This window comes from Cryobacterium psychrophilum (assembly GCF_004365915.1).
GTDB classification, from domain to species: Bacteria; Actinomycetota; Actinomycetes; order Actinomycetales; family Microbacteriaceae; genus Cryobacterium; species Cryobacterium psychrophilum.
The window spans coordinates 524,415-536,684 of the sequence record NZ_SODI01000001.1 but is presented as its reverse complement, the minus strand read 5'-3'; the positions used below and the strand labels follow the sequence as shown (position 1 = coordinate 536,684).

10 protein-coding genes are annotated in these 12,270 nt (G+C 61.2%); 3 read left to right on the top strand and 7 right to left on the bottom strand.

What is annotated here, in order from left to right:
* Positions 1-80: 80 nt before the first annotated feature.
* Positions 81-1,154 carry a type II glyceraldehyde-3-phosphate dehydrogenase gene (locus tag EDD25_RS02555; RefSeq protein WP_134171896.1) on the top strand — a complete coding sequence of 358 codons (1,074 nt, stop codon included), beginning with the start codon at positions 81-83 and terminating at the stop codon, positions 1,152-1,154.
* A gap of 148 nt (positions 1,155-1,302) precedes the next feature.
* On the opposite strand, the gene EDD25_RS02550 is transcribed toward EDD25_RS02555, so the two are convergent.
* Positions 1,303-1,923 (bottom strand): potassium channel family protein, encoded by a 621-nt coding sequence (locus EDD25_RS02550; protein ID WP_134171895.1) that lies wholly within the window; start codon positions 1,921-1,923, stop codon positions 1,303-1,305.
* Positions 1,924-1,975: 52 nt separating this feature from the next.
* Between EDD25_RS02550 and EDD25_RS02545 the strand changes: the two genes are divergently transcribed.
* Positions 1,976-3,238: an APC family permease gene (locus EDD25_RS02545; protein WP_134171894.1), complete on the top strand. Its 1,263-nt coding sequence runs from the start codon at positions 1,976-1,978 to the stop codon at positions 3,236-3,238.
* 171 nt (positions 3,239-3,409) lie between these two features.
* On the opposite strand, the gene EDD25_RS02540 is transcribed toward EDD25_RS02545, so the two are convergent.
* The gene (locus tag EDD25_RS02540; RefSeq protein ID WP_134171893.1) at positions 3,410-4,471 is read right to left on the bottom strand and encodes a DDE-type integrase/transposase/recombinase; all 1,062 of its coding nucleotides are present in this window, start codon (positions 4,469-4,471) and stop codon (positions 3,410-3,412) included.
* A gap of 165 nt (positions 4,472-4,636) precedes the next feature.
* On the opposite strand from EDD25_RS02540, the gene EDD25_RS02535 reads away from it, so the two are divergent.
* A complete protein-coding gene (locus EDD25_RS02535; protein WP_134171892.1) occupies positions 4,637-6,805 on the top strand; it encodes a heavy metal translocating P-type ATPase in 2,169 nt (722 codons plus the stop codon).
* A gap of 557 nt (positions 6,806-7,362) precedes the next feature.
* Here the strand turns inward: EDD25_RS02535 and EDD25_RS02530 are convergent.
* The 5 genes from EDD25_RS02530 to EDD25_RS02510 form a co-directional block, all read right to left on the bottom strand.
* Positions 7,363-7,641: a hypothetical protein gene (locus EDD25_RS02530; RefSeq protein WP_134171891.1), complete on the bottom strand. Its 279-nt coding sequence runs from the start codon at positions 7,639-7,641 to the stop codon at positions 7,363-7,365.
* A 205-nt stretch (positions 7,642-7,846) separates the two neighbouring features.
* A complete protein-coding gene (lgt, locus tag EDD25_RS02525) occupies positions 7,847-8,770 on the bottom strand; it encodes a prolipoprotein diacylglyceryl transferase (RefSeq protein ID WP_241986301.1) in 924 nt (307 codons plus the stop codon).
* Between the two features lie 547 nt (positions 8,771-9,317).
* Positions 9,318-9,785, bottom strand: coding sequence for a hypothetical protein (locus EDD25_RS02520; protein WP_134171890.1), 468 nt, complete (start codon positions 9,783-9,785; stop codon positions 9,318-9,320).
* A 226-nt stretch (positions 9,786-10,011) separates the two neighbouring features.
* Positions 10,012-11,514, bottom strand: coding sequence for a multicopper oxidase family protein (locus EDD25_RS02515; protein ID WP_241986300.1), 1,503 nt, complete (start codon positions 11,512-11,514; stop codon positions 10,012-10,014).
* Positions 11,515-11,751: 237 nt separating this feature from the next.
* Complete coding sequence (locus EDD25_RS02510) at positions 11,752-12,216, bottom strand: hypothetical protein (RefSeq protein ID WP_134171888.1); 465 nt, start codon at positions 12,214-12,216, stop codon at positions 11,752-11,754.
* Positions 12,217-12,270: the final 54 nt, after the last annotated feature.

The following is a 12,270-nucleotide window of genomic DNA, read 5'->3' as shown; positions in this document are numbered from 1 at the left end:
GTGCGCTTGGATCTTGTCCACCACCGCCTGTACGTCACCAGACGCGCATCTCTTGTAAACCACCACCGAAAGGAACGAACATGCCGAAAAAAATACGTGTCGCCGTTAACGGTTACGGGGTCATCGGCAAACGCGTCGCGGACGCGGTCAGGGTCCAGCAGGACATGGAACTGGTCGGTGTCAGCGACGTAATTTCGGACTACCGCATCAAAACCGCCGTAACGCTGGGCATTTCCGTCTATGCCTCCACGACGGAGGGCTCAGCGCAGATGGATGCTGCCGGGCTGCCGGTGGCCGGTGGGCTGCATCAACTGCTGGACAAAGTAGATGTCGTCGTGGACTGCACGCCAGCCAAGATTGGTGCCGGCAATTTGGAGCGTTACCGCGAACACGGGGTCAAAGCTATCTTTCAGGGCGGTGAAAAACACGAACTCACCGGCCACTCCTTCGTCGCCCACGCCAACTACGCCACCGCCCTCGGTCGGGAGACCACCCGGGTGGTCTCCTGCAATACCACCGCCACCGTTCGAACCCTGACAGCGCTCAAGGACGCGGGGCTACTCGCTAAGGCGCGCGGGGTTCTTATTCGTCGTGCCACAGACCCATGGGAATCGGATCACTCCGGCATCATGAACACCATCGTTCCTGAAGGCCGCATTCCCAGTCATCAGGGGCCGGACGCACAGAGCGTGGATTCGAGCTTGGACGTTGTCACCATGGCCGCTAAGGGATCGCACACTCAAAACCACATGCACTACTGGACTGTGGAGCTGTCCCGGACCGCAGACCGGGAGGAAGTACTCGATGCGCTGCGGGCTGAGTCGCGAATCGCCCTGGTCCGCAGAGCAGACGGCATCGTGGCGCTCAATAGCACCATCGAGCTTATGCGCGACTTGGGCCGGCCACGCGGGGACATGTATGAAGTCGCGCTCTGGGAAGACATTCTCACCGTCCAAGGCAACGAATTGTTCTACACCTACACGGTCGATAATCAAGCGGTCGTCATACCCGAAAACATCGACGCCATCCGGGCGTTGGCCGGAACCGTCACCAATGCCGCAGAATCCATCCGTCGCACCAACGACGCCCTCGGGGTCCGCCAGGACTTCACCACGGTTCCCGAAAATACGCGGACCGGGAGCGTGGGCACATGACGCCTACGTCGACGAAAGTGAATAATGATCGTGCAACAGATTGTCGATGTCGACGCGATGGCAGCGCACCCACCGTTTTGCTGCCGTCCTCGGCGAGGAGATCGGATCACGATCGTGTCCGGGCGGGCGGAGGACTGCTGGCTAAGGGCTATGCGGGTGGATGCCCGTGGTCGGACGCATAGGCGGCGAGAACCTCCGGCGTGCTGTGACCGGTGTGCCGGAACCGTTCCCGCAGAACTTTCGCAAACTCCTCGAGCGCACAATTCAAGATTGTTGCCGCTAGTCGCACGTCGACCGCCGGCGCGATGGTACCAATCCGTCCCAGTTCCACCGCGTACGGAAGCGTTGCGGCGAGCGAAGAATCGGGGTCGGCATCTCGAAAGTAATACGTCTCCGAATATTCGCGGAGGTCGACCCCGGCTTGGGTGATGGCGATAGACAGCTCATCCAACAGCCTCGGTAGCATGGCGGAGCGGGGGTCGTGCACTGTCCTGGCGACATCAGCGCGACGCAGCACCGACAACCGGATCGCCAGAACCCTGCGGCGGGTCAACGCCGGATAGATCTGTAGTATCCAGGACACTGCGGCGGTGAGGAGTGCGAAACCGAACAATGCCTCGAGCGGCGTGATGACACGCAACCAAGCGGAGGCCGGGACAATGTCGCCAAAACCGAGAGTGGAGATAGTGACCATCGACAGATAGAGGCCATCCGAAAAGCCCCCACCTCCCGGGACCGGTCCAGAGCTATAGGTAAAGCCTGCGGGCATCGAGGGCCAGTAGAGCAACGCCCATCCGATCACGGCGATCGCGCCCCAGAAGATGATGACCGGATCGATCTCCCTCGGAACCGGGGTGATGATCGGCGCGGGGATTTTCGCGCTCGTCGGTCAAGTTGCCGAATTTGCCGGAGATTGGTTTCCGCTCGCCTTCCTCCTCGGCGCGATTGTCTCTGGAGTCAGCTCTTATTCGTATGTTCGATACTCGAGTGTGAACCCGTCTTCGGGCGGTATCGCGATGCTGCTGAAGGATGCCTACGGTCCCGGTGTGGTCGCCGGGTCATTCTCGCTTTTTATGTATGTGTCTATGGTGGTCGCGGAGAGTCTCCTGGCTCGTACGTTTGGCACGTACCTGTTGCGCCCCTTCGGCCTTCAGGGCTCCGCGATTCTCGTGCCCGTGCTGGGTGTCGCTGCGATCGTCGCCGCTGCGGTCGTGAACCTCGTCAGCAATAAGCTCGTCGAACGCTCAGCGACCACTACTGCGGTGCTGAAGATCCTCGGCATCGCCCTACTCGCGATTGCCGGTCTGATCGGCGCCGGGCTATCCGGCGACGGATTCTTCTCGAAGTCTTCTGGTGACTCCCTCGGTATCGCGGGACTTCTGGCAGGTACAACGCTCTGCGTCCTCGCCTATAAGGGCTTCACCACGATCACCAATCAGGGCGATGACATCCGCGACCCGAAGAAGAACCTCGCACGTTCGATCGTCATCTCGCTGCTCATTTGCGCGATGCTGTATTTGCTGATCACGGTGTCTGTGGAGTCGAGCATCGGCGCCGAAGGCGTCGTCAAGGCCCGCGACTACGCGCTCGTACAAGCGGCCGAACCCCTCTTCGGGTCATGGGGAGTCGGTATCACCGTTGCGATCGCTGTCGTCGCGACCTTGTCGGGTCTGCTCGCCAGTCTCTATTCGGTGTCTCGCCTCTACGCCATGCTCCAGGGCATCCGGCAGGCGCCATCGCTGCCCAAGAGAATATCGCACCAGCCGATGATCATCACCGCAGGTCTCGCCATTCTCGCCACCGCTTTTCTCGATCTCAGCCAGATTGCCTCGATGGGGGCATTTCTCTACCTGGCTATGGACATCTCCGTACAGTGGGCCGTCATTCGCCACCTGCGTTCAAAAATCCAAGCAAAAGTGTGGGTTCCAGCACTTACCATCGTGCTCGATCTGGCGATCCTGGTCCCCTTCACCGTCCTCAAGGTTCAGAATGATCTTTTCACCGTCATCGTTGCGGCAGCGGTCGCGGCATCAATCGTTATCGCGCAGATCTTGGCTGTCCGCGCCAGGACGAACGGCGTGTGAACGACCCGCACCTCAATTGCTGCCAGTCGTGCCGCTTCAGCTCATTTTGCCTCCTGTTCGATCATTAGATCTCTTCACCTTCCCGTGAAGTTAGACCCCGATACCCCATTGCCTCATGTCAATACCTCCGGGAAGGTGATTCATTGCCTCAACTGAGAACCTCCGCGGAGGTCACTGGTTGAAGGCCCGGTTCACAGTGGGTTTCACTGCGGCGGGTTTCTTGGCCAGGGCAAGGGTTTCGAGCTCGCCGGTCAGCGCGAGGATGTGACGGGACAAGGCCGCAGGCTTGATGCGTTTGAACTCCGCATTCATCCGGATGATCGGTCGTTTGCGCATGTCGTCGCGAGCGGTCGCCCTCTGGTGCGGGGTGGCCGCGGTGTCGTACTTCTTGGTCACCTTCGCGCCGTTGCGCTGCTTGAACACGTGCTTCTGCTGGGGCAGGAGGTAGTTCGTGAACACCCGGTCGAGGTCCCAAATCTCGTTGAGCTTGGCCAGTTCAGTGGCGGTGTCGTAGCGGAGGTAACCGACCAATTCGCGCACGTGAGTCCAGTTCTTTTGCTCGACGTGAGCGCCATCATTGCTGTGGTTGGCCCGCGACCTCGTGAAAGTGATTTCATTCGCCGTGCAGTAGTCAAACAAGTGGTGGTTGATGAACTCGCTTCCGTTGTCCGAATCAATGCCGATGATGGGAAACGGGAACACTCCCATCACGTGCTGCAGTGCCTCGAATACCCATTTCTCTGCCTTGTTCTGCACGGAGCGATTCACGGTCCACCCCGTCGCGATGGCAGTCACCGTCAGGGTGAAACAGAATTCTCCCGACGCGTTCCCACCCTCATTCCCGACGAGGTCGATCTCCACAAACCCGGGGACCGCGTCGTCCCACTCCGCCCACGTGCGGATCGGAATCTGTGACTTCAATAACGTCCCGGACTTGGTATGGGACCGGCCCCGCGACATCATCTTGACGCGTTCCGGTGCCAGTCGACGATCGATCGTCGCCGCGCTCATCCGCATCAGCAACGCCGCCTCAGCGTCCGTGACGTCCAGCTCTCCATCACGGCGCAGCTTCACAACCTTCAACGTCAAAGCACCCCGCAACGCCGCCCTGGCATAGTCGCGATGCCACCCCGTCAACTCCACCAGCTCATCAAGGATCCGGGACTTGCCCGCACGGACAGCGCCCCGATACGCGAGTGCCTTCTTCTTCGTCACAGCCTGCCGCTGCGTCATCGTCAGCTCCATAGAAACGGGCGCATCCCACATCCATCGCAAAGTTAACAACCCACGCCGAAGCGGAGGTTTTCAACTGAGGCAACGTATATAGCTCCGCGGAGGTTTCTTCTCAGTCAACGCGGATACTTGACTCATACCCTATGGGGGTATAATCTGCTCGTTATGAGTGACCATCACGAGCACCAGAATTTTCGGCCATCGCCTACTGCCGACAACGATGACCAGAGTGACAAGTCGATGAGCGACCATTCGAGGATGAACCCGGCGGCATCGGGCCACGGCGAGGGCGATCACGGCGGCCATGCGGGCCACGGCGATCACGTCGCCATCTTCCGGCGGTTGTTCTGGGTGATGTTTCTAATCGGAGCACCGGTTGTCGGATTCAGCGGCATGTTCGCGAACATTCTCGGCTACCCGCTTCCAGCCGTTTCCTGGGTTGCGTGGATTTCGCCTGTTCTCGGTACGGTCATGTACGTCTGGGGCGGGCGCCCCTTCCTAAGCGGCGCAGTTGGAGAGCTAAAAGGCCGCAAGCCCGGAATGATGCTTCTCATCGCGCTGGCAATTACTGTGGCGTTCGTTGCCTCCTGGGGCGCGAGCCTGGGGTTTCTCGACCAGGAGCTGGACTTCTGGTGGGAGCTGGCGCTGTTGATCGTGATCATGCTGCTGGGCCACTGGATCGAGATGAGATCGCTGGCTCAGACCTCGACCGCGCTCGAATCTCTGGCCGCGCTTCTGCCCGATGAGGCGGAACGGCTCGACGGTGACGAGGTCGTCGTAGTGTCACCGTCCGAGCTCACTGTCGGCGACCTCGTGGTTGTGCGACCGGGTGGTCGGGTCCCCGCCGACGGCGAAGTCACGGAGGGGACCGCCGATGTCGACGAATCGATGATCACCGGGGAATCGAAACCGGTAAGCCGCGGTCCGGGCTCCCGAGTCGTCGCTGGAACCGTTGCCACCGACACCGCATTGCGCGTTCGGGTGACTGCCGTCGGCGACGAGACCGCATTGGCCGGCATCCAGCGCCTGGTCAGCGAGGCGCAAAACTCGACATCCAAGGCTCAGGGGGTTGCCAATACCGCCGCCGGCTGGCTTTTCTGGTTTGCACTGGGAGCTGCTGTGCTCACCGCGATTGCCTGGAGCCTTCTCGCGAACCGCGACGACGCGGTCATTCGCACGATCACCGTCCTGGTGATCGCGTGCCCCCACGCCTTGGGCCTGGCCATTCCTCTTGTCGTATCCATCTCAACAGAGCGGGCGGCCAAGGGCGGCGTGTTGATCAAGGATCGTTTGGCCTTGGAAAGCATGCGTCTGGTGGATACAGTGCTCTTCGATAAGACAGGGACGTTGACCAAGGGCGAACCGGCAGTGTCGGGAATATCGGTCGTGGCTGGCCAGACGGAAGCTGGCGTTCTTGCCCTGGCCGCTGCTGTTGAGTCAGACAGTGAGCATCCGCTGGCCAAAGCCATCGTGGCGGGCGCAAAATCCCGCGGCTACGACGTGCCCCGCGCAACCGGCTTTCAGGCATCTGCGGCGATCGGCGTCGAAGCTCAGGTTGGCGGTCAGCGGGTAAGCGTCGGCGGGCCGAGCCTGCTCCGGAGCCACGATGCCCAGCCGCTCAGTGTGACGAAGGGATGGGCCGATGAAGGCGCCATCATCCTGCACGTACTCGCCGACGGCGAGGTGATCGGAGCCCTTCGTTTGGAGGATGAGGTTCGTGAGGAATCCCGTCAAGCGGTGGATGCCTTGCACGCCCGAGGAATTCAAGTGGTCATGATCACCGGCGATGCCGAAGCCGTCGCTCACTCTGTCGCGGCGGAGTTGGGAATCGACCGGGTTTTCGCCGGCGTGCACCCGGAAGACAAGTCAGCCAAGGTCGCCGAGCTGCAGGGCGAGGGTCGCAAGGTCGCCATGGTCGGTGACGGTATCAATGACGCTCCGGCTTTGGCGCAAGCGAACGTCGGGATCGCCATCGGCGCCGGTACCGATGTTGCCATTGCCTCGGCCGGCGTCATCCTGGCTAGCGACGACCCACGCTCGGTGCTTTCGGTCATTGAACTCTCGCGGGCCAGCTACCGAAAGATGAAGCAGAACCTGTGGTGGGCTGCCGGGTACAACCTCATTTCCGTTCCGCTGGCGGCGGGGGTCTTGGCCCCCATCGGTTTCGTGCTCCCGGTGGCAGTTGGCGCACTTCTGATGTCAGCTTCGACGGTTGTGGTGGCGCTGAACGCGCAGTTGCTCCGCCGGCTCGATCTCAGTCCCGAAGCCAGCGTCGCCGCCGCGCTGGGGGTTCACGGCACGAAGGCTCCAGCTACCTTGGTCCAGAGCCGCTGAACGTACCAGATCCTGCGTCGACACACTGCTCTGAGTTGTGGTCGTTTCTGCGAGCCTGACAGGGGTGGCCATTCTCGTGGGTTGAGGTGATGCCGGTGTCAAAGGGGGAGGGTGCCGAGGAGTGCTTGCCGTGAATAGATCCATGTCGAACAGAGGCCGACAACCATGAGGGGGCCGATCACGATGGGCCTGGTGCCCCCAAAGATGTTGATCGCACAAATGTGACGTTGAAGAAGGAGATTACACCCGCCTTCCAGTTCAGCCCCAGGCCGACGAGCAGGTACGGGCTACCCAGGCCGAGCCAGTTGGTCAGTCCCAGCAGCGCGGGTGATCGGGACGGCGGTCAGCAGTTGACCGGTGAGACCGATGTTTGCAAAGGCTTCACCCGTCGGAGCGCGACAGTCTACGGAGGTCGATCTTTGCTCGCATTTCCGTCTCGATCTTCGCGGGGGCCCTTCGTTCGTGGCGAAAAGCGTGCATGATTAACCAGAAGATCAGCCCCACCCTAATGGTGGGAACGACGGCACAGACGGCGTTGAATCAGAAGTTGTCCACGCTCATTTCGGTTTTTGCCCCGCGATGATGGCACCACTGATCAGAAGCATGGCGCCCATGGGGTAGCCGGCAGCGGCGTCGAGCCAGAGCTCCGGTTGCGTGGGCCCGAAGGCTTCGATATGGGCGAGCCAGTGAACGATTGCGACGAGCGCGCCGACGATCATGAGCACCTGGCCGGTTCTGACGTAAATGCGGCCGCGACGGTACTTCCGGTGGGCCTCATCCTGCGGTGACAGTGCTGGCTTGGCGTTTGCCTCGGGCGTCTCTTGTGATTTCTTCATCTTGCGTTTCCAATCGATTGAGAGGTGGGTGGTTTACAGGCGGGAGTGGGAATACGGCCAACGTGCCCACCCTCGCGGTCCGCACGGGAGTGCGAGAACGGCCTGGTCTATTGAGGGGCGGGAGGTGGGTCGATGTGGTCTACCGGTCGCGACACGACGCCTTCCCGGACCTGACTGCGCCGCGCGCGGGCTTGAGGGCGTTTCCTCATTGGCGGTCGCCGTGCGAGGTCGACGATCGTCGGGTGGCGGCGGATGACTTGGTGGCGACCGCCGTTGCCGGCGACAAGCTGTGACCAGGCAAATAGGGGGACGTTTCTGGTTCCGGGTGGCGACGCCATTGCACGATGATCAGAAGGAGCCCGATCAGGGCGACGGTCATGGCGGTGACCATGTTGATTTTCAGACCGGCGAGAAGGAACTCGGTCGGATCCAACCGAAGAGCTTCCAGCCAGGTTCGGCCGATGCCGTACCAGATCAGGTACAGGCCGATGGTCTTCCCCCAACGCAGATTGAACTGACGCTCGGCCAGCAGGATGACGAGGACGCCGAAGAGGTTCCACAGCATCTCGTACAGGAACAGTGGCTGGAAAAGAGTCTCGGTCGGAAGTCCCATTGGGAAGGCAGGATTAGTTGCCTCGATTTGCAGGCCCCACGGGAGGGTGGTCGGTGCGCCGAAGAGCTCTTGGTTGAAATAGTTGCCGAGCCTCCCTAGTGCCTGAGCGATCAGCATTCCCGGTGCCAAAGCGTCGGCGAAGGATAAGAAGCGCAACCCGGCTCGATGGCAGGCGATGTAGGCGCCTACCGCGCCGAAGAGAACCGCGCCGAAGATGGCTAGTCCGCCCTCCCACACGTAGAGGGTCTTCCAGAGGTCCGCGCCGGGATAGAAGTAATTGGTCGGATGGGTGACTACGTGGTACAGGCGGCCGCCCACAATACCCAGCGGCACGGTCCACAGCGCGATATCAAGCACAAGTTCGGGTTGGCCGCCGCGCCGGGTGAGGCGCCGAGACGTGAGCCAGACAGCGACGACAATGCCGGCGAGGATAAACAGCGCGTAGAAATGTATGCGGAGCGGGCCGAGGTCGAAATAACTGATGCCTGGGCTGGGGATACTGGCGAAGATTGTCACGAGCGGGTTCTACTTTCTTGATTGATCTGTGCTGACGATGGAGATGTAGCCAGACACTCGGTCATCCGGGCGCCTCCTCATCACGGGCGGCGCGGATGTGCGTGTCGAGGATGCTTGGGCCCGGGATCTGGCAAGAGAACGCGGCCGGTAACCGCGTGCGAGTTCGTCGCACAGTCCCTCAGAATCAGTGCCAAGGGGAGGAGGCCGAACCCTGCACTGGCAAGCCGTCGACCTCCTTTGCGGGAGGGCGAACGATGGCTTGCCAGTGGGGCGTCTGTCATTTCCCTATCGACGGTCGAGATGATTGTTGCGCTGGGAGAGTGTGCGCACGGTGGGACATGTTCTTTACGCGTGCCTGACGGGAGTGTTGGGGTGCGCGATTCACGCCATGCATGCCGCGTGTTGCGTGACGGCCTCGGGACCGGTGGCGGTGATCACCAGAGCGGTACGTTTTCGGGGCACACTTCCCCCAGTCGTCGCCTGGCCCTCGTGAACCGAGGCGTCATCTGAGTGACGCCAGCACGGTCATGCCGCGTAGTGGTTCGGCCTAGGTGCGACAGATGGAAAGATCGGAAAGCGACGGCAGGTAGATGTGGTTCTTGGATTCAGGGATCTGCTGGATCATGCGTCGGCCTCTGTCCACAAGCCGGTAGAAGACATCCGGATACCGGGCGAGGAACACGAGTGTCGCGAGAACGAAAAGGACCAGACAAGCCGTTGCCAAAATGACGCATCCGGCTGTGCAGGCCAGATCACAGCCCAGTGTCGCAAGGGCGCTTGCAGACACGCCCGACTGTTCAGCCGAGGACGCGTCAGTGATGCTCAGAGAACCATTGCCGGCGTACGAGCGAGCAATCGACCCCGAAGACGCTGCAGGCAGGACCTCCTGTGAACCCGCGACGGAGTGACCAACGAGCAGGCCGACCAGGATGGCGCCGACGGCGAGTGAGGCGACGAGAATCGACCGCAGCACGTGCAGCGGAGAATCGTCGGCGATGGCACCTAGTCCAGTCATGATTGTGCCACCTCCGGTTCCGCGTCACGCGTCAGTATCCGCCGCAACGTATACCCCCCTAGAGTACACACTCTGTGTGAGTGGGTAATGAGATGTCGCTGACTATCTAGAGCCAACAGGCGCAGGCCGACTGTTTCTCGGCCTCGCTTCTCCGCGATGGCGTAAAGCGCAGGGTTGGCACCCCACGGCGACGCGCAAGGGCATCGTTACCCATCGGCGTCAGCCGCTATCGGACGTACGAGAATACGCCCATCATTCCCTTCGCTGCGTGGTAGGCGTTGTGGCAGTGGGTGAGCCATTGCCCGGGGTTGTCCGCGTCGAATTCGAAGGTCACGGTTTCTTTCGGCCTCACGATGACGGTGTCCTTGCGCGCGCCGTTACCGCTGATTTGAAAGGAGTGTCCGTGCAGGTGCATCGGGTGCCACATCGACGTGTCATTGATGATCTTCACCTGAACCCGTTCATTCACAGCGATATCAAAGGCGTCCGCAAATGGTCGGTCCGGATTGAACATATTGCCGTTGATTCCCCAGCTGTAGTTGTCCATAGACCCGGTGAGGCGCATTGTGTGAATCCGGTCGGGGGACTGGGCGTTCAGAATCACGCTTTCGTCGGCCTTGAGTCGTCCACCATCCGTGACGACCCCGTCCAGGCTGGAGGGAAGACTGGACGCCTGCGGAGCTGCGCCAGCGCCGCCTGCATTGATCAGTCCCCACGCCGATCCGTCTTTTCCTTCCGGAAGTGCCATCAGCGGTGTGAACGCGTCAGTGACCGTGAGGATGGCATCGATTCGTTCGCCCATCCCGAGGACGACGGCGTCGACATCGACATGTTTCACCGGGAAGCCGTCGGCATGGGTGAGGGCGATTTTCCGTCCGGGCACCCCGACACGGTAAGCGGTGTCCCCGGAAGCATTGATAATCCGCAAACGGATCCGGTTCCCCGGCTTGCTCGGGAAAATTTCCGGTTCAGTCGCTGTCTTGCCGTTGAAGAGGTGGGCGGGCATTCTTACGTCGCCGGCATCCCCGCCCAGATATGCGCTGGAGGAACCCATGAGCATGGGCGACTCGCTCATGTTCATGCCGGACATGTCCATGCCGCCAGCGAGCCTGGCCAGCACCCCTTCGGGCCTGCCACTGATACCGTCCAGCCAATCATCAAGGACGATGACCCATTCCTGGTCGTAGCTCAGTGCCTCGTTCGGGTCCTCAATCACCAGCGCACCCGAGAGCGCTCGTTCGCGTTGCATGTCAACATGGGAGTGGTACCAGTAGGTTCCAGGGTGGGTAAGCCGGAATTTGTAGCTGGAATCGGCTCCAGCGGCGATGGCCTTCTGGGTGACACCGGGTACGCCGTCGGCGTTGTTTCGTAGAGCCAGGCCGTGCCAGTGAATGCTCGTCGCCTCGTTAAGGTTGTTCGTCACCGCCACATCGAGCAGGTCACCGGTGCGTGCGCGGATGACGGGCCCGTTGAGCGCGTTGTTGTAGCCCCAGGTCGCCAGCGCCATTCCGGACACGGTGGTGTCGAAGGCTCCTGCGGTGAGCTGTTGAGTAGTGATTCTGCCCGAAGCCGTGCGACGGTCCTCAAACCGACCCACCATCGGATCCGTTGCCAAGATCCGGGTGACGCCCCGTGAGGGCGATGGGGTGGCGCAGGCGGCGAGAGCCGCCGTGGTGGCTGTGGCCAGGGTCGCGCCCAGAAAGGTGCGGCGAGTAAGGGAATTGTTCACGAGTGTTCCTTCAATATGAAATTGCCGAATGGTGTGGCTGGTGCTGGCAACACGTCGTTGCCCGCTGGGAAGTGCTTATTCCTGCACGAGGGTGGAGGGAGCGCGCCGATTCACAGACCTTCAGGCCAGAGGGAAGCGAGCAGGTCTGTCATGACCGAGATCTCGTCGGTACGCATCTTGATGACAGGGCGCCACGAAGCTGGCGCCAGGCGGGCGTGCCGCGGGGGATCTTTCGGTCTAGGTGCGACTAATGGAAAGAACGGTCAGCGACGGCAGGTACACGTGATTTCTGACTTCCACTACCTGTCGGATCAGGCGTCGGCCACGATCCAGAAAGCGGTGCAAAAGCAACGGAGACCACAGAAGAAGGGTCATCGCGGCCACCACTGCGAAGACCAAGCACGCTAGCGCCACCCCCACGCACCCCGTCACAGAGCTTTGATCGCATTGAGGTACCGGAACAGCTGCGGCGACCAAAGCGGAGGAAGCCACTGCAACGGCGCCGACCACCGTCACGCTATCGACGTGCGTCTGGGCGTTGGACACAGCAGCAGACCTAGCAGGCGATCCGTTTTGGGAAACCATCATCGAGTGAAAGGACAACAGCCCGACAAGAACGGCGCCGATGGCCATGAGAACGACGAAAATCCGTCGCAGCGTCAGTAGGCGCGAGATGCGAGCGGGACCACGAACTGCGCTCATGGTTATCGCGCCCTTCGCTCGTGCTCCCTGTAACTCCTGAAAATACGCCGCAGC